The sequence below is a fragment of the Brevibacillus sp. HB1.2 genome (genome assembly GCF_013332495.1).
In the GTDB taxonomy this organism is placed as follows: Bacteria; Bacillota; Bacilli; order Brevibacillales; family Brevibacillaceae; genus Brevibacillus; species Brevibacillus porteri.
Window position 1 is genome coordinate 1 of sequence record NZ_JABMIU010000010.1, and the last position, 18,062, is coordinate 18,062.

Consider the following 18,062-nt stretch of genomic DNA (forward strand, 5'->3'; position numbering starts at 1 on the left):
AACCTTCTCCCAGCTTCCCTATATCTGAAAGGATTTCATCGCCCGACTTCTTGCCCGAAAACGTATCTCCCACATAATTGAGCGTGTTGTTTACGCCTTGCTCGATGCCTTTCACAATGCCATTGCGTTCTCTCAGTGTGCCTACTTCTTCGCCGCTTACAAATTCATATAAATCTTGCGTGTTCTCTTCTCCCGCAAGTCCTGTCAGCAGCATGTCCCCGGCATCTACTGCGGTATTCCACAACCCCGCCAAAGTATCTCCAAAGGCATCTAACTTCCCTTTTACCTCAGCAACCTGGTTGTTGAAGGCTCTACGGGCTATGATGGCAGCCTGACCGTTTTCCTTCAAATCCTGTTCAAACGCACTTAATATCATCGGAAAAGCCTGACGAACGGTCGCCTCCAGCTTAATTTCCTCACTACTGGATTTGTTTTCCTCCAATAATTCTATCGTATTCGACGTCGTTTTCATGTTCAAGCTCTCAGTCCCGGACAAATACACAGCCGCACCACTCAAGCTCAGCGCACCACTCGCACTGATATTCACATCCGAGGTACTGTTCAGACTGACGCCTACATCCTTGTTCATCGAGATGTAGAGCATCCCTTCCTGAGCAGTCATCGTCAGCTCTTTATCCCCGAGCGTAAACTCCTTCCCTTGCGGATTCCCGAACGACTTCACACCGGGGTCCTGCATTTGCCGATCCTGCTTCTCGGCGGCCGCTCCTTTTGTCGCATGACGTACGGAGTTCATGACCATGCCGTCGTCTTCATCGGCGCTTGGGAAGTACAGCTTTACTTTCGAACCGAGCTCTGGCATGAGGTACAAAATCTGGTTGCCTTCCGCCGCGTACGGGAACCACTGAGCTTTGCTTGGCTCTTGCTTTTTGTCCATGTTCAGGTGGAGCTTGACCTGATTGCGTCCGATTTGAATCACTTTTCCGTCGATCGCTGCACCGATGATGGCCTTGTTGTACAGCTTCGATTGCTTGACGGCTTCAGGCACGGCGCATACGTAGCTCCATCTCAGGAGTCCCTGCTCCAGCTTCCCAGTCACTTTCGTAATGACAAACGTTCGGCCTTCCCGCTGCACCTCATCCCCGATTTGTAGCAGGTCTTCGTACTCGAATGCGTACGTCGTGTACTGATACTCGCTGACGGACGAGGAGCCGTTTGCGGCTTTTTTCATGTACGGCGCGATGGCCCGGTTGACCTCGTATGGAGATTCTTCTTCCAGCTTGATTTGCTTGCGTCCCTCGGGCATGCCGATCCACAATCGTACCTTATGCGCACTCAAATCCGGTACGAGGACGGCTCCGACATGGGACGCGATTCGCTTTAAAAAGGTCCAGTCTGTCTCCTCGTACTGCATGATGTATTTGCCCTGCTTATGGTCGTCGAAGGCTTGATCGATGACATCTCCACCGTGATAGACGGACATGATCTCATCTACGACATCCCGGTACAACCGATTCACTTCTTGAAACGAACGTATTTTCACGCTCATGTCCAAAGCATATGTATGCGACACGGCCTGTAGCGTGACGTAGTGAATGTCGCGTACGACCTTGATCTCCACATAATTCAAGCGCCCCATGAAAATCGGCTGCTTCTGCCCGCCTTCCACTTTGTATAGCTCGATGGGATCGTGGGTGCCTGCACGATTGATGATCTCGTCCTCTTTTTCTTCCGGGACAATTCCTGTGATTGTGAGCCTGGCATGCGTGCCTGTCTGATGGACGAACTCCAGCTGATCTAGCCGGATCGGTCCATATGGCCAAACGAATTTTATATCCTGATAGGTCATGACTCCGCTTGTACGCTGCATGTTCTCTCCCCTCCTTCTCTAGCAAGCAACGGGAAGCGTCAATCCTGACCATCTGTTTCAATCGTGATGATACCTGACAGATTGCAGACTAGCTGCGACTTGCTCAGCAAGGCATGCTCGTTGTCGATGAGCACATCGTGCTTTCCATCTGTCCATTTCGAGGTCGTCTGTGGCACACACAGTCCTCCTCCTGCCGCTGTGCAAAACCCAAAGCATCCGATGTTCACACCAGGGACATGATCGGCAACATTCATGACAGGCTTATCTAGGCTATAAACGCCATGGCACAAGGGCAAATTCAATATGCCGGGGTCGGTTCCCTTGCTACACTTGAGGGTCGCTCCCCGCACGACATATGAGTACTCGGGGCTGAACAACCCCATTGCAAGTGCTTGAAGTAACGCTAGCATCTTTAGACCTATCCCCCTTTCCAAAAAAATCCTCTACAAGCAACTTCCATATTTCGTCTTATTTTTACATTCCATCTAATAATCGGGATAAACTGGAAAGTAATTTATGGGTCAAACGTCCCGTTTCCTTATTTTTCTAAATAACCCAAAAAGGCCTCCACCAACTCTGCAATGGTTGGGGAAGCCTTCCTGAAAGAAAAAGCATTCTCGTTATATGGTTACACTCTCTTCAATCACCAGTTCACCGTTTGTCGCATCGAGACTAGCCTCTACACCCAGAGGGAGAGCAATGTTGCATGCGCCATGTCCGATCTGAATGTTCCAGATGGTCGGTTTTCCGTACGGCACGACGATATTGTGAAACACATCCCAGACAGAGAAGCCTTCTCGCTTTTTCGGCTCACAATCGGTCCATGTCCCGATGACGACGCCCGCACAATCATCAAACAAGCCGCCTTGAGCAAGCTGTGTCAACATGCGGTCAATCCGGTACGGCTCTTCGTCGATATCTTCGAGGAACAACAGCTTGCCTCTCGTATCGAGCTGGTATGGCGTCCCCATCAAAGCAGAGACGAGGGCGAGATTCCCGCCGACTACGGGTCCAGCTGCCTGACCTTCGACGAGACAGACGATTTCTTCCCCCGGCGGATTAATGATCGCTCCCAATGGCTCGGGGCGAGTCATGGCACGCAGCAAATATTGCTTGGACCAGTCATCCAGTCCATGTGCGATGTCTGAGGTTGCCATCGGTCCGTGAAGGGTAGCCAGATTCGCACGCTGTCCGAAAACGGTATGCAGCGCGGTAATGTCGCTGTAGCCGATAAACAGCTTCGGGTTTTGGGCGATGAGGTCATAATCGAGCAAGGACAGTATTTGCGGGGAACCGTAACCGCCACGCATGCACATGATCCCGTCTACTTCCTCGTCGACGAACATGGCATTCAGCTCAGCCGCCCGGTGCTCAGGAGTTCCCGCCAAATACCCACCGTACGCTTCTCGGCACGTATCCGATATTTTCACCTTGTATCCCAAACCTTGCAGCTCTGCCATTGCTTTGTTCAGCACTTCTTCTGTAGCAGGACTAGAGGTTGCCACTACTCCGATTGTATCTCCCGCTCGTAATGCTTTCCCTTTGTTCATCTGTCCAGTCTCCTCCTCCGGGTTCTCTCCCCATTATCGTACATCTATGTCACATGGTGTAGCCATTTTCGCAGCTTGCGACTTGCAGACGGCTGACTGATTCCGAGCGCTTCCGCTACCTTTGTCGTCGTCTTATGCTGCTCATACGCCCGGTGCACGAGCTGGCGTTCCACCTCATCCATGGCATCCTGCATCTGCATTACACGATCGACCTTGATCCCTTTGTTCACACTAGTCTCTTGGTTATGAATATAACGCGGAATTTGCGCGGGCGTAATGAGGACATCGTGAGACGTGACGACGAGCCGTTCCACCACATTTTCCAACTCCCTCACATTGCCAGGCCAATCGTATTCACTGAGGATGCGATAGCAGGTATCTGCGAGCTGTCTTTCCAAACAGTACTTTTGCGAAAAAACATTGAGAAAGTAATGAACGAGCACGGGGATCTCTTCCTGCCGTTCGCGCAGCGGCGGAATTTCCAATGGTACCACGTGAATGCGATAGTACAAATCCTCGCGAAACTTGCCTTCCTTGACCATTTGCCGCAGGTTTTTATTCGTGGCTGTGATCAGCTTTACATCTACTTTTCGCGAAACAGAGCTGCCTACGGGCGTAATGGTTTTTTCTTGCAACACATTCAACAGCTTCACTTGCAAGGAGAGTGACATTTCCCCGATCTCGTCCAAAAACAGCGTGCCTCCGTTTGCCTTCTCAATTAAACCTGCCTTACCATCTTTGAACGCTCCTGTAAAAGCACCCTTTTCATAGCCAAACAGCTCTGACTCCAGCAATGTCTCAGGAATGGCTCCGCAGTTGATATGCACGAATGGCTTGTCCACCCGCGGACTGCACTCGTGGATGTATTTTGCCAGCACGCCTTTTCCGACACCTGATTCTCCCAGAAGGATCATGGATGATTCTACCTGCGACAGTTTTTTGGCCATCATCGCGACCTGCTCCATGGACTGACTGCGGTAGATCAAGCTCGTCTCTCCTTTTTGTCTGTTGTTCTCCTTCGTCATTTCACTCTGCAAGACCGTGCTGACGTACTTGACTTCATGTAATTCCTGCTGGAGTTGCTCCTGGCTCGTGATATCAATGAACGTATGGATCACTCCGCTAAAATTCCCGTCCTGATCCCAAATCGGTGTGCCTTCCACAAAAAGCTTGCGATTTTTGCGGGTGGTTTGAATCGTATGTACCTTTTTCTTGTCGCGAATGACCCGCATCGTAATCGTTGGAGCAAAATAGCCGAGGTGATGAAACTCCTCGATACGCTTGCCCATCATCTCCCTGGGATCGATTCCGAAAAATTCTTCATATCGTTCCGAGCCATACAAAGTCCTGCCTTCTGCGTCTGTTACGTGCACGATATCAAACAGCGAGCCTATCAGGGCTTCATAATCGATCATGTCGCTCTCTACCTCCCGTGCCCCCCGCAGCTTGTGGAGTGACACGTACATAGCGATTCGTCGGTCTGCCTACCCCACCATAGCTGACATCCATTCTGACACTCCCGCTCTTCTCCAGATAGTCCAAATACCGTCTGGCCGTCACTCTCGCGATCCCTACGCGTTCGGCCACGTCATCTGCCGAGAGCGGCTGACTCTCTTTCTCGATCTGGCGCATGATTTGCTCCATGGTGACAGCGTGCAGTCCCTTCGGTAGCACTGCCCTGCCTGTAGTGGCATCGGCTTGTTCTTTTTCTGGACTTTTGCGGAATAACAGCTGGTCGACCTCATCCTGGGATGCGGTTCCCTCCCAATCAATCCGTCGGCGAAACTCTCGATAGTTTTCCAGCGACTGCTTGATCCGTTCAAACTGAAACGGCTTGATAATATAGTCCATCGCCCCATTGCGCAGCATGGACTGAATCGTGGTCTTGTCCTTTGCAGCTGTCACAACGATGACGTCCACAGCATGTTTGGCGGCGCGCAACTCCATCAGCGTTTTCACCCCGTCCTGGATCGGCATGAAAATATCAATGATCACCAAGTCAGGTGTGAGCTCATTCACTAGCTTGAGTCCATCTGCCCCGTTGGCTGCAATTCCGACCACGACAAAGCCCGGGACGCGCTCTATGAACTGCTTGTTGATTTCCTGTACCATCGGATCGTCTTCCATTATCAGTACACGAATGTTGTCGTTATCCTTCTCCATGGCTCTCCACCTCCCCCATCGGAAACGTAATGAGAAAGCTGGCCCCTTCTCCTCGTGCTGAATGGCATACCAGCTCGCCTCCCCCTTTATTGACCAATTGATGCACCAGATGCAGACCAAGTCCACGGTGCGCACGTTCTTTCGTAGAAAATCCCCGTTCCAGCATGCGTCGGCGCGTCTCTTCGTCCATGCCGATTCCATTGTCCTCCACCAGAATAGAGCAAATCTCTTCGTCTTGCTCGATACTGATCATGATCTCCTTATCCTCGCGTTCGATTCGCTCCAGTGAATCAAAGGCATTCTCGATCAGATTCCCCAAAATGAGCACGAAATTATGATGATCCATGTACGGTGGAAAGCATTCCAAGTGACTCCTGCGATCAATGACGACACGGATACCCAGCTCTCTTCCGCGACTGACTTTGCCAATCAAGAGCCCAGATAAATTCTCATCCATGATCCGCGTCGTTAAAAAGGAGGTGAGCTCCTCCTGCTGCTCGTTGACCTCGAACAAATACGCGAGTGCCTTTTCATGCTGATGGAGCTGGAGCAAGCCTGCGATGGTATGCAAATGGTTCATGTGCTCGTGATTTTGTACCCGCAGTGCACCGACGAATTCTTTTACGCCTGTCAGCTCCTCCGCCATTCTCGCCACCTCTGTTCTGTCCTGAAAAATCGCAATCGCGCCGACGATCTTTTCCTCGACCTTGATCAGAAAACGGTTGGACCAGAGCAGTGTATTGCCGACGTGAATTTCTGTATTGGTAAAATTCTGGCGTAGCTCCAGCACTTCTGGTAATCTGGTGTCGTGCAGGACAGACCGTATGTGCTTGCCCAGCACCTCTCCTTCTATGCCAAAAATTTGCTTCGCTCTGTCGTTAAAGATCGTGATTCGCTCCCGATTGTCGATGGCGATGACTCCCTCGTGCATGGCATGGAAGGTCGCGGTTCGCTCTACCAGGATTCGTGCGATTTCGTCCGGCTCTAGGTCGAGCATCTGCTTTTTCATGTGACGGGCCAACTGATAAGAGCCCCACACCCCGAACAATAAGGAGAAGAAAAAGGTCAGCACGATATTGTTTCGCTCACTGTACAAGATCCCCCAAACATCCGGCATCACACGTCCGACCAAGACAACACCCACCTGCTGATGCTGGTCATCCATGATCGGCACGTAGGCCCGCAGAGCCGTTCCCATCTCTCCTTTGACTTTTTGAAAATAGGAGTGCTCGGCATAGGCCTCATCAACCGCAGGGTCCATAAACACGGTACCAATCCGCTCATCTATTGGGTCTGAGTAACGGACACGCTCCCTATTCAGTACGACGATATACGTCACATCATTGACGACGCGCAGGCTGTTTGCTGTCGGTTGGATGACCTTCCACCCGTCTGGTTCCTGAATGCTTTTTTGTACATTGGGAATCGTCGCAACCGTGCGCGCTGTGGTCATCAGCCGCTGTCCCAGTTGGGTTTCCGTAATCCGAATAATCCCTCCGGCCATGATCAAGTTTCCAATGATCAAGGAAAAAAGAACGATTCCGACGGAGAGTAGCATAATCTTCCATTTGATTGTTAATCGTTCAAACAGGTTCGTTCTTTCCTTTCCATTGGGTTTATACTCAAATTCATTAAACGTAAGCAGGTGTATGAAAATGAAATCGTTGGTAACCAGTACATTCATTGTCCTGCTCGGACTTGTGAGCGCTGTCATTATAGGCTTCAGATCAGATTTCCTGATGGAAAACAGAGGATACGACGAAGAACAGGTGGGGCTGTCCAATCAAATTATCATCAAGTTTAGCCATGTGATTGCGGAAAACACGCCAAAGGGTCTGACTATCGAACGCTTTTCCCAGCTAGTGAAGGAAAAGACAAACGGACGTGTTGAGGTACAGGTCTTTCCCAACAGTATCCTCCACACGGAGAAAACTGAGATGGCTGCCCTGCAAAACGGCGAAATCCAGATGATCGCCCCTGCATTCTCCTATCTGTCAAACACGATTCCCGAGTGGGCTGTCCTTGATCTGCCTTATCTGTTTCGATCGCAAGAGGATGTCGAAACGGTATTCAATGGGGAAATCGGCCAAATACTATTCGACAAGCTTGAAGATTCTGATATGAAAGGACTGGCCTTCTGGGGAAGCGGCTTTAAGCAAGTGACAGCCAATCGCCCGTTGATCATGCCTTCCGATTTTGTCGGCCAACGTTTGCGCATCATTCCAGGCAACGTGATCGAAGCTCAGTTTCGCACGCTTCAGGCAATCCCTGTAGGCTCTTCCTTCAATGAATTATACAGCATGCTAGCTGCCGGAAAAGTAGACGGCGAAGAAAATACAATCTCTAATGTGTACACCAAGCGGCTTTACCAAGTACAAAATCACATGACGATCAGCAATCACAGCTATCTGGGCTATGCCGTCGTGATTAATAAAACGTTTTGGAACAATCTCCCCGCCGATATTCAGCAGGCCATATCGGAAGCGATGCAAGAAGCGACAGCTTACAATAATCAATTGACTGTTTCGATGAATGACAAACAGCTGCGCTTGCTCCAAGAAAATGGGGGAATGCACATCCACTTACAGACAGCAAAAGAACGTGCGGCCTGGATCACAGCGTTGCAGCCAGTCTACGATCAGTTCGCTCCGAGTATCGGAGAACCATTGGTGCAGAAAATCAGAGAGCTCCACCAACGCCGGTGAAGCTCTCAATCAATCTCCTCGCTCTGCTCCTTGCGCATGGGCACAATCAGCGTAAAAACTGATCCCTCTGACGTGCTTTTTGCGAGGAGGAGATCTCCGCCAAGAGCCTTCGCCATCATGCGAGAATAGGACAGCCCCAAACCGAGCCCACGTACTTTGTCTTTTTTATTGCTTCCCCGAAAGAAACGCTCGAACACAAGTGGCTGTTCCTTTGCGGGTATTCCCGGCCCATCATCTTTGACGTCGATTCGTAAATCCGTCTCCGTCTCGTAGAGAGTGAGCGCTATGCTCCCATTCTCACCAACAGCCTGTTTTGCGTTGTTCAAAAGGTTAATCAAGATTTGCTGTACACGGCCCGGATCGACATAGATCATCGTCTGCTTTTCCAGAACCTCAACGGTAAACGTGACGTGACCGAGGTCGTGGACAATCCGCCATTGTGAGGCGATCTCGCGGATCAGCTTGTTCACGTTTTGCTCTTCCTGACAAACGGTGATCGCTCCTACGGCAAATGAATTGAAGTCTAGCAAATCCTCTACCATTTTTTGCAGGCGCTTTGTTTCCTTCAAGCAGATTTCCAAAAACTCCTTCTGCTCCTCACCGGAAACCACCTCGTCGTTAATTGCCTGGATTAATCCACTAATCGACGTAACGGGGGTTTTCAGCTCATGTGTTACTCCAGCCAAAAGCTCTGTTCGCATACTTTCCAGCTGCCGAAGACGGTCGGCCATTTCCGCAAACGTATGCACCAGCTCGTGAATTTCCTTTTCCTTGATCGTTTTATTGATCAAGACGTCGTAGTTTCCTTCTACGATCTGGCGAGCGGACATCACCACATTTTGAATCGGCTCAGACAGCTTCCGCGCATGAAAATAAATAACCGCCCAGCCAAGCACACCCAAACTGCCCAGCATGATAACCAAATATTGGATTTCTTCTTTACCTACTTTGATATCTGTTTCTGGGAAAAGCAAGATCACCTTGCCAATGACTCGATCATTGTATTCCAAATTTTTCCTCACTACGTACAGTGTCTCACCTGACGGATGCCTCACTTTATCCCACCTATCTGCCTGCTCCAACAACTCAGGTGCTGCCTGCTGCAAGGGAGGGGGAAGCTTGGTTGGTCGACTGTAAACGACCTCTCCTTTTACATCTTCAATGAACAAAATCAGGTTGCGATCAACACCCATAAACTTACGCCGATTATCTAATACCTGATGAAGTTTTTCCCCCACCAGAATATTTCCAACATCATCGACGACTCGATCAGCTACTTCCTCTGCAAACAATCGCGTGACCTCGATCTGCTTTTCAATCGCAGCGTACTTGATCCAATAAGCAGAGACAGCCCCAATGATGAGCAATCCGATCACGAGGGTGAGCAGATAGCGTGTGGTCCAATAACGCAGTAGCGATACAGGCTCATTATTTTTTATAAACACAGAATTGATACCCAACCCCTCTTTGCGTCTTGATCTCGCCCTCATGAACCGGCCAATTCTCCAGAGTCTTTCTGACTCGCTTGATCGCCAGGTCTACGGCACGGTCACTTCCCCCGTAGTCTATTCCCCATACTTGTTCAATCAATTGCTCACGGGTAAAGGTCTGATTCGGATTTTGTGCCAGAAAAAGCAGCAAGGACAGATCTCGCGGGTGAAACGTCAGTTCGAGACCATGCAACGTCACGTGATGGGACTGAAAGTTTATTTTCAAGCTTCCAAATAGTCGGGTCTCTTGATCTTTCACCAAAATAACAGAGCGCCGCAGCACCGCATTTACTCGCGCCACTACTTCGTCCGCGACAAAAGGCTTCGTTATGTAGTCATCTGCTCCTTGATTCAGGCCCTTGAGCTTTTGGTCTGTCTGGCCGAGCGCTGTCATGATAATGACCGGACAGGAGCTCTTTTCACGAATATACTGGAGGATTTCCCAACCATTGCGTTCAGGGAGCATGACATCCAATAGAACCAAATCCGGCTTTTTTTCATCAAAAAGCTGCACGGCCTCGATCCCGTCATTCGCTTGCCAGACCTCATGCCCTGCCTTTTGCAAGTAAGCCTTCAGCACGCGCGATATCACTAGTTCATCTTCTACCAATAAAATACTTTTCATATCTTCCCTACCTGATTTACAGACATATAATCATTCCTATTCGCGAATTCTCGCATGGTCCTCTATACTCTACGTACTTCTATTCTATCAGTTTACAACCTTGTATTAAAATTTGCCTTTGATGTTTTTGGAAAATAGGAAAAAAGCCTTGCATCCCATGTAAAGGAGCAAGGCTTTTTTTGTGAGAAACGTCCCCACTATGAAGAAATTAATTAGATTTCGTCATCTTCGAAAAAGATTTCTTCATCGCTGGCATCAGCGGAGAAATCGTGCAGGTTGTCGCCATCCTCGTCAACGATTTCGCCATCAATGTCAGCATCTTCGAACTCATCCCAAATGTCTTTTACTACACTTTCAACGAGGTCTTCGAAATCGGAATCATCCAGATCATCGTACTCGTCTTGGAACTCATCCAGGTCAACCTCAATTTCTACATCGATATCATCTTCATCGCCCTTCAGCGTGAACTTCCACTCGATATCTTTGAAGTCATCGTAGTCCTTGTCGAGTTGATCTTCCAGGTCGTCCAGGTCATCTTGGACATCATCGTCATCATCTCTGTTGCTCTTGCTCTTGCTGTTTTTCAAATCAGTAATCTGTTTGTTCAGGCTATCAATTGTGCCTTGCAGGCTTCTGATTTGAGCATCACGTGCAGCCAACTCGTTTGCGTGTTGGGAGTTAGGCATGTCTTTTACCGTAACGGTGTACTTCGTGCCATCCCATGCTACATCCTTGTTGAATACGCCAGCCATCATGCGAAGTGGAATGTACGTGGTTCCGTTTACGATGAATGGTTCGATTGTAGTTGGAACAGCTGCGCCGTTATAAATAACTTTAATATTGTTGTACTTAGCTTGCAGATTCTTCGTTCCAGTCGCTGCTTGAGAGCTCGTCGGAATAAGCGTGGTAGTCAGAATCAACGCTGAGGCAATCGCCAGATATTGCTTCTTGAACATAGAAAATCCTCCATTCTCCCGGTTGTCTATTTCTTTCGTGTCACTATGTACATTTCCTACTTTACCTATCGTTCGTGTCGAGAGTATGTCAACAATTGATTTTTTCCTTTCCAATTTGAGGGGATTTCTGTGACCAAAAGGACCAAAACAACCAATATGACCGCATTATTTTCAATTTTCCAGCCAATTTATACAATGCGAAAAAGAGGAATAAAGCGTTTTCAAAACCTGGAGGAGGAACGAATTTCATGCGGATTAACTTTAAAAATCTGACCGTACAGGTTGTAATTGCCATCATTCTCGGTATCCTAGTTGGTCATTTTGCACCCAAATTTGGCGCAGAGCTGAAGGTGTTAGCCGATATTTTTGTCAAACTGATCAAAATGATCATCCCACCGATTGTCTTCTTCACTGTCGTAAATGGAATCGCCAGTATGGGAGACATGAAAAAGGTCGGAAAGATCGGCGGCAAAGCACTGCTCTATTTTGAAATCGTTACCACAATCGCATTGGCGATCGGACTGTTGGTTGTCAACCTGATCAAGCCTGGGGTAGGCTTTGACAAAACGGGCCTGACCAGCGGGGACGTCTCCAAGTACACGGAGGCTGCTGCTCAGAGTAACAACGGTTTTATTGATTTTATTACGGGGATCATCCCGGAAAATGTCGTCGGGGCTATGGCTAATGGCGAGCTGTTGCCTATTCTGTTCTTCGCTGTCCTGTTTGGTCTTTCACTCGCTGCCATGGGGCAAGCGTCCCAGCCTGTCATCAAGCTGTTTGATAAGCTGGCGCACGGATTTTTCGGTGTCGTCAACATGATCATGAAGGTTTCTCCGCTAGCTGCATTTGGCGCAATGGCGTACACGATTGGCAAATTCGGCATCGGTTCGCTGACCAGACTGGGCCTTTTGATGACGGCTGTCTACATCACGATGTTTTTGTTCATTATTCTCATACTGGGCGGGATCGCGCGCTACTACAAATTCAGCATCTTCGCGTTTATCAAATACATTCGAGAGGAGATCCTGCTCGTGCTTGGCACCTCCTCCTCAGAATCCGCTCTTCCGAGAATGATGGATCGGCTGGAGAAGTACGGCTGCTCCAAATCCGTTGTCGGTCTGGTCGTACCGACGGGCTACTCGTTTAACCTGGATGGTACCTCCATCTATTTATCTATGGCTGCCATTTTTATCGCCCAGGCCTATGGCATCGAGCTCAGCTTCTGGGAACAGGTCACCCTTTTAGGAATCCTGATGATTACGTCAAAAGGGGCTGCCGGTGTAACAGGTTCTGGTTTCATTACACTCGCCGCTACCTTGGCAGCCTTCCCTGTCATTCCGGTCGAAGGCATTGCGCTCTTGCTCGGCGTTGATCGCTTCATGTCAGAGGCTCGTGCCATTACGAATCTGATCGGAAATGGCGTAGCCACTGTGGTCATAGCCAAGCATGAAAATGAGTTCCATCCGGGACGCGTCCAACAAACAGACGAAACCGCCATCGAGTCGGACAACGATTCAGAAGCAAAACCGATCACGGCCTAGTCCATATAAAAAAGAGGTACTCCTACTTCAGAGAGAACCTCTTTTTGCTTTAGTCATTTGGCCATGTCTTACGAAGCTCAACCTCGAATTGGCGCAGGTGATTAATTCGCTTCTGTGCTGCCTGATACTCCTCCTGCCAGCCCTCTTTCTCGCGCTCTCTAATCAGCTCCGCCTTTTTCTCCAGTTCCTTTACCTCATTGCGCAATGCGATCACGATGTCTAATAGCTCATCCATATCCATGGACCGCATGTCTTGAATAAAGACCCATTCAGCTTCTGTTAATCGATACTGTTTGTTCGCCATGTTTCATCATCCTTAAAATAACCTCTATACGAAGCCCACTCATGAGGAGTGACCTTGTTTTAGAGGAAAGTTAATATTCCTGTCCGTTTATAAGTGTGTCATTTTTCAATGAAATTGTTTCATTTTGAAGAAAAATGACGTCATTTCGTGTATAATAGTGGATGTAGGTATGAATGTCGACAATAATCCGCATAACAGGGGGGATTATTACTAAAATATCACCGGAATGGATATAATTCCAAATAATTATTGACGACTTGTTGCTCACTGAAAAAAAGAGCAGCTATCTATGCCAATACAGTGTTTTGCGCAAAGGAGGATCTTATATGTTCTCTATTAGAGAATCCGATTTACCAGGAATCGGTAGGAAGTACCAGGTCGAAACCAGAAGTGGCGACAAGCTGGTTATCGTCATTCACGATGACGGCCGTCGGGAAATGTATCACTTTGACCGTGATGATATGGACGAAACAATCTCCATGGTTACCCTTGACGATGATGAGGCGAGACAAATTTCTGCCATCGTAGGCGGCTTGACGTACAAACCATCTGCACTGGAAACAGTCGAGGTTGCGTTAGACAAACTCATGATCGAATGGTACAAAATTGAATCGAACGCTCCTGCCATTGGCAAGACGATTGGGGAACTCAACATTCGTCAAGAAACAGGCGCTACCATCATCGCTGTTATCGAAAAAGACCATAAACAAACGATTAATCCCGGCCCCGAGTATGTCCTTAGTACAGGATCTACGTTGGTCGTTGCAGGTGAACGGAAGCAGGTGAAGGCTCTCAAGACTATTCTCAGCAACGGAGGTGAGTGATATTGGAGCACATCGTTTTTGAAGTCGGTCTTGCCCTCGCACTCATAGCAATTGCGGGGTTCCTCTCCATGAAGTTAAAATTCTCCATCGTACCCTTCTACATTCTCGTCGGGATGATCGTGGGTCCACACGCTCCCGACATCGGCTTGTTTGATCTCCGCTTTATTGAAAGCGCCCCGCTCATCGAATTTATGGGCAGACTTGGCGTACTCTTCCTGTTGTTTTACCTCGGACTGGAATTTTCGGTAGGCCGTCTGATCAAGGCTGGTCGATCCATTGCCGTAGGCGGTACGATCTACATCGTGATTAACTTTACCCTCGGCCTCGTATTTGGTTGGGCCGCTGGCTTCCCTCTCAAAGAGGTATTGATTATCGCCGGTATTACCACTATTTCCTCCAGTGCCATTGTGGCAAAAGTACTGGTGGATCTCAAACGTACAGCAAATCGCGAAACAGAGATGATCTTGGGGATCATCATGTTCGAAGACATATTCTTGGCCGTCTATATCTCGATCGTGTCCGGCTTGGTGCTAAGCGGTGCAACCTCTCTTGCTGGCGTACTCTCATCCGCATTGATTGCACTCGGCTACATGCTCCTCCTCATTATCGTAGGCCGCAAACTCGTACCTTTCCTGAATCGGGCATTGAACATCAAATCAAACGAAGTGTTTATGATTACGGTGTTTGCCGCTCTGTTTCTGATTGCGGGTTTTTCCGAAACGATCCATGTTGCCGAAGCCATCGGAGCTTTACTCGTAGGTCTCGTCTTGGCAGAAACACAACACATGAAGCGCATCGAGCATCTCATCCTGCCGTTTCGTGACTTCTTCGGAGCCATGTTCTTCTTCAGCTTCGGTTTGACAATTGATCCATTGGAGCTGGGTGGAGCCGTATGGTTGTCCATTGCGGCAGTCGCCATCACCCTTTTCGGTAACGTCGTAGCCGGACTTTTGGCTGGACGCAGTGCCGGATTGTCTCCCAAGGCTTCTACCAATATTGGACTAACCATCGTCTCTCGCGGTGAGTTCTCCATTATCATGGCTAATCTCGGAAAAGCGGGCGCACTCATGGAAATTTTGCAACCATTTGCGGCTCTTTACGTTTTGATTCTCGCCATTTTAGGTCCATTGTTGACCAAGGAATCTAAGCACATTTACAAGTTGCTCAATGCTGTGTTTCGTCTGGATCGAAAGGCACCACTCAAAGAACCAGATAACAAAGCAGACGCTGGATAATAGGAGAGACATGACTACCGACAGCAGATATGCCTGCTGTCGGTTTTTCTATTTGATCGCAGACAACATGTTCTCCATTATTTCTTCACTCATCGGGCCGATGTATTTATTCTGGACCACGCCGTTCGAATCAATGATGTAGCTGGTCGGAATCGAAATGGCTTTGTACACATTCGCCACTTCTTTCTCGGGATCGAGCAAGATGGGGAAGGTAATGCCATACAGCTTCACAAAATCCGCCACCGCTTCCGGGCTCGTCTCCGTATCAGTCAAATTGACTCCGAGAATAACTACGCCTTTTTCCTTATTCTCTTCGTAGTAACGCTGCATGTCCGGCATTTCTGCACGGCAAGGAGGACACCACGTTGCCCACAGATTGAGAATGACTTTTTTCCCCCGTAAATCGGACAGCTTGACCGTACCGCCACCTATCTGCTGCAGTTCAAAATCCGGAGCGGTATTTCCTTTTTCAATCCCAATCTGCCCGTTGCCTTGCTCGCCAGATGAAGCGATGGGCTCTTGCCTGTTCAAGAATTCCGCATCAAAAATGCCCCATCCCAAAAGCCCCAAGAGTACGACGATCGCCCATGCATTATGATATTTCTTCATCGGTCGTTCCCCCTAACGGCTTCACTCGTCTGGACAAAAAGAGCAGCAAGAGAGCGAATGCATAGTACATGAGCTGATAGCCGGAAAGTCCTGCAAACATAGATTCTCGATTCGGAACAAAAAAGTGCACATAGACTTGGCTAATGGCAAACCACATCACGGGTGCAAGCCAAGCCGCAAGATGAATGAGTCCTTCCTTTGCCCGATGCAGCCACCAAAGAAAGAAGGCGCATATCGCGACCTGTTGTACGTGATACCACATGCTGCTCTGTTCTAACACGACCGTGAGCAGCTGGTAAACACCAGTTGCAGTAAGAAAACCTGTCGCCATCCCCAAGGCGACGAAATGAACAGGAATCGCTTTTTTGCGTACCGTCTTGGTGAGGTAGATGACAACTGCCACGACTGCCAGCATGGCTCCGTTTTCTCCCCCTGAAAAATAAAGAATGGACGAGGGATTTTCCACCACTTTTGAAAAATGAAACAGGACGTAGCTGAACTTCCAAACGAGAAATGCCAGCACCAGCGCATTACTCAACAGCTCAATAATGGCTGATTTCATTTTTCGGTTATGTGTAAGCTGAGCGGAAATGGCCACAAAGCCGAGCGAAAGCGAAACAATGACCGCCAGCATGCTCATTTTCAACAAAAAGGGACCCATTTGAAAAGCATCGGACATTTTCGTTTCCTCCTTCAAGAAAATGTCTTACATTAAGGAAGACAAGTATCTAAACAATTATCACCATATCAGGAAATGGGGAATAAAGGAATGCTCACGAATATTTTTACTTTGCAGGAGCGCTATGCCCTTGCTTTTTCTACGCGAACGGAGCATCCACAAGTGCGCGTATATTGCGATGAATCGGTTCCAGACATGTATAGCCATAATTATACAGAAATTATGTCGATCCCCACGCAAGACTGGTTACGAGCTTACATTGAGCAAGAGCTACGACATGCCAAAGACCAGCAGCTCGGCCACTTGAAGCTGGAACTACACCCGTCGCTACCTTTTTCAGAAGAGTTCGTGTCTTTTGCCACTCAGCTTGGGTTTGAAGTAAATACGATGCTGTACATGCTTGCACCGTTGGATGTTGCCGATAAACTGGCGCCGAATCCACAATGCTCCGTTTTACGTGGGGATTCACTCGAAGTCATGGAAGCAGGCATTCGCTGCCTTACTGCTAGTGATTCCGTCACGATCAATCCTGATTTTGCTGTCCGAAAAGCGAACCGGAAAAGAGAGATTTATGAAAGCGGCGAGATCATACCGTATGTATGCTTTGTCGATCAGGAGCCAGTCGGTGCATGTGAATGGCATCTTTACAAGGAGCTTGTTCGAATGGAGGAATTTTTTATACTGGATGACTGGCAGCGTAGAGGATTCGGCACGGAAATCATTCGGGTCATGATGCAGGACGCCAAAAAACTCGGCGCCACCCATATGTACTTGACGACCTATGCAGATGATACGCCGCAAGAAATGTACAGCAAGCTCGGCTTTCAAGAGGTCGTGAGGCATTTGGAAATGATCTGGCTAAAGAACTAAAAAAGCTCCCACCAAGTAGCTTAGTGAGAGCCATCCTATTTTCAGCGTTGATCTAGTCTTTTGTTTAGCAGCGCTTCTGCCTCCCGATCCCTTCGGTCGGTTTCGCCGTTTTTGGTCCATTGTAAAAATCGGTCGTCCAAAAGCTCTGCCAAGATTGCCCGTTTGTCCGCTTCGCTCACCGCCAGCGAGAGTACTTGTCTTCTCATGCTGCCGAGAAAAAGCGTGTAGTCCTCGTATTCTGGTCCCACCCACTCTTCGAGCTGGCGGCGCATTTTCTTCGCCAGACCCGGGTTGTTCCCACCCGTAGAGATGGCAATCTGCAAGTCTCCACGTGCAACGACGGATGGAACGGTAAAAGAACAGAGGTCTGGGCGATCAACGATATTGATCCACTGCTGCGGACGGCACGATTCGTATACAGCCAGATTGACGGCGGGATCACTCGTCGCCGCGATAATGAGCACTGCCTCCTCTACGTCCTGTGGGGTAAAGGGTCGCAGTGCTACCATCAGCTTCTTAGCGTGTGCCCATTCAAGGATGGTTGCCGTACAGGAGGGACTCACAACGGTGACATCCGCACCAGCAGCAAGCAGACTGCCGATTTTCCGCTCGGCTACCTGCCCGCCACCGACCACCAAGCAACGCTTGTTTTGTAGATTGACCATCATGGCATAGTTCGTCAC

General features: G+C 48.9%; 17 protein-coding genes and 1 pseudogene. 5 read left to right on the forward strand and 13 right to left on the reverse strand.

Features of this window, described 5'->3' with window-relative positions; all coding sequences use genetic code 11:
• The 6 genes and pseudogenes from HPY28_RS20465 to HPY28_RS20490 form a co-directional block, all read right to left on the reverse strand.
• A pseudogene (locus HPY28_RS20465) lies at positions 1 to 1,828 on the reverse strand (phage late control D family protein); the annotation flags it as partial.
• A gap of 38 nt (positions 1,829 to 1,866) precedes the next feature.
• The gene (locus tag HPY28_RS20470) at positions 1,867 to 2,238 is read right to left on the reverse strand and encodes a DUF4280 domain-containing protein (RefSeq protein ID WP_069846252.1); all 372 of its coding nucleotides are present in this window, start codon (positions 2,236 to 2,238) and stop codon (positions 1,867 to 1,869) included.
• A 210-nt stretch (positions 2,239 to 2,448) separates the two neighbouring features.
• Positions 2,449 to 3,378, reverse strand: a complete 930-nt coding sequence (locus HPY28_RS20475) for a S66 peptidase family protein (RefSeq protein ID WP_174231286.1) — start codon at positions 3,376 to 3,378, stop codon at positions 2,449 to 2,451.
• A gap of 44 nt (positions 3,379 to 3,422) precedes the next feature.
• Complete coding sequence (locus HPY28_RS20480) at positions 3,423 to 4,793, reverse strand: sigma-54 interaction domain-containing protein (RefSeq protein WP_017247364.1); 1,371 nt, start codon at positions 4,791 to 4,793, stop codon at positions 3,423 to 3,425.
• On the reverse strand, positions 4,780 to 5,541 hold the full coding sequence (locus HPY28_RS20485) for a response regulator (protein WP_174225387.1): 762 nt from the start codon (positions 5,539 to 5,541) through the stop codon (positions 4,780 to 4,782). Before HPY28_RS20485 ends, HPY28_RS20480 begins: the two co-directional genes overlap by 14 nt.
• Positions 5,528 to 7,099, reverse strand: a complete 1,572-nt coding sequence (locus HPY28_RS20490; RefSeq protein WP_017247366.1) for an ATP-binding protein — start codon at positions 7,097 to 7,099, stop codon at positions 5,528 to 5,530. The genes HPY28_RS20485 and HPY28_RS20490 overlap by 14 nt, the downstream gene beginning before the upstream one ends.
• Before the next feature lie 97 nt (positions 7,100 to 7,196).
• Between HPY28_RS20490 and HPY28_RS20495 the strand changes: the two genes are divergently transcribed.
• Entirely contained in the window at positions 7,197 to 8,246 is a 1,050-nt protein-coding gene (locus HPY28_RS20495) for a DctP family TRAP transporter solute-binding subunit (protein WP_174225386.1), read from the forward strand.
• Between the two features lie 5 nt (positions 8,247 to 8,251).
• On the opposite strand, the gene HPY28_RS20500 is transcribed toward HPY28_RS20495, so the two are convergent.
• From HPY28_RS20500 to HPY28_RS20510, 3 genes are all read right to left on the reverse strand, one after another.
• A complete protein-coding gene (locus tag HPY28_RS20500; protein WP_017247368.1) occupies positions 8,252 to 9,706 on the reverse strand; it encodes a HAMP domain-containing sensor histidine kinase in 1,455 nt (484 codons plus the stop codon).
• A complete protein-coding gene (locus tag HPY28_RS20505) occupies positions 9,675 to 10,361 on the reverse strand; it encodes a response regulator transcription factor (RefSeq protein WP_017247369.1) in 687 nt (228 codons plus the stop codon). Before HPY28_RS20505 ends, HPY28_RS20500 begins: the two co-directional genes overlap by 32 nt.
• Before the next feature lie 212 nt (positions 10,362 to 10,573).
• The gene (locus tag HPY28_RS20510) at positions 10,574 to 11,317 is read right to left on the reverse strand and encodes a stalk domain-containing protein (protein ID WP_017247370.1); all 744 of its coding nucleotides are present in this window, start codon (positions 11,315 to 11,317) and stop codon (positions 10,574 to 10,576) included.
• Between the two features lie 248 nt (positions 11,318 to 11,565).
• On the opposite strand from HPY28_RS20510, the gene HPY28_RS20515 reads away from it, so the two are divergent.
• On the forward strand, positions 11,566 to 12,858 hold the full coding sequence (locus tag HPY28_RS20515) for a dicarboxylate/amino acid:cation symporter (protein WP_017247371.1): 1,293 nt from the start codon (positions 11,566 to 11,568) through the stop codon (positions 12,856 to 12,858).
• A 49-nt stretch (positions 12,859 to 12,907) separates the two neighbouring features.
• On the opposite strand, the gene HPY28_RS20520 is transcribed toward HPY28_RS20515, so the two are convergent.
• Complete coding sequence (locus HPY28_RS20520; RefSeq protein ID WP_017247372.1) at positions 12,908 to 13,162, reverse strand: hypothetical protein; 255 nt, start codon at positions 13,160 to 13,162, stop codon at positions 12,908 to 12,910.
• Between the two features lie 326 nt (positions 13,163 to 13,488).
• Between HPY28_RS20520 and HPY28_RS20525 the strand changes: the two genes are divergently transcribed.
• Together HPY28_RS20525 and HPY28_RS20530 are read left to right on the forward strand one after the other, a co-directional pair.
• Positions 13,489 to 13,986, forward strand: a complete 498-nt coding sequence (locus HPY28_RS20525) for a cation:proton antiporter regulatory subunit (protein WP_017247373.1) — start codon at positions 13,489 to 13,491, stop codon at positions 13,984 to 13,986.
• 2 nt (positions 13,987 to 13,988) lie between these two features.
• On the forward strand, positions 13,989 to 15,221 hold the full coding sequence (locus tag HPY28_RS20530; RefSeq protein WP_017247374.1) for a cation:proton antiporter: 1,233 nt from the start codon (positions 13,989 to 13,991) through the stop codon (positions 15,219 to 15,221).
• A 48-nt stretch (positions 15,222 to 15,269) separates the two neighbouring features.
• Here the strand turns inward: HPY28_RS20530 and HPY28_RS20535 are convergent, their stop codons facing one another.
• Both HPY28_RS20535 and HPY28_RS20540 read right to left on the reverse strand, forming a co-directional pair.
• Entirely contained in the window at positions 15,270 to 15,830 is a 561-nt protein-coding gene (locus tag HPY28_RS20535; protein ID WP_017247375.1) for a peroxiredoxin family protein, read from the reverse strand.
• Positions 15,814 to 16,509: a hypothetical protein gene (locus HPY28_RS20540; RefSeq protein ID WP_174231287.1), complete on the reverse strand. Its 696-nt coding sequence runs from the start codon at positions 16,507 to 16,509 to the stop codon at positions 15,814 to 15,816. The genes HPY28_RS20535 and HPY28_RS20540 overlap by 17 nt, the downstream gene beginning before the upstream one ends.
• A 90-nt stretch (positions 16,510 to 16,599) precedes the next feature.
• Between HPY28_RS20540 and HPY28_RS20545 the strand changes: the two genes are divergently transcribed.
• Positions 16,600 to 17,379: a GNAT family N-acetyltransferase gene (locus HPY28_RS20545; protein WP_017247377.1), complete on the forward strand. Its 780-nt coding sequence runs from the start codon at positions 16,600 to 16,602 to the stop codon at positions 17,377 to 17,379.
• Between the two features lie 41 nt (positions 17,380 to 17,420).
• Here the strand turns inward: HPY28_RS20545 and HPY28_RS20550 are convergent, their stop codons facing one another.
• Positions 17,421 to 18,062 carry a precorrin-2 dehydrogenase/sirohydrochlorin ferrochelatase family protein gene (locus tag HPY28_RS20550; RefSeq protein ID WP_174231288.1) on the reverse strand — a complete coding sequence of 214 codons (642 nt, stop codon included), beginning with the start codon at positions 18,060 to 18,062 and terminating at the stop codon, positions 17,421 to 17,423.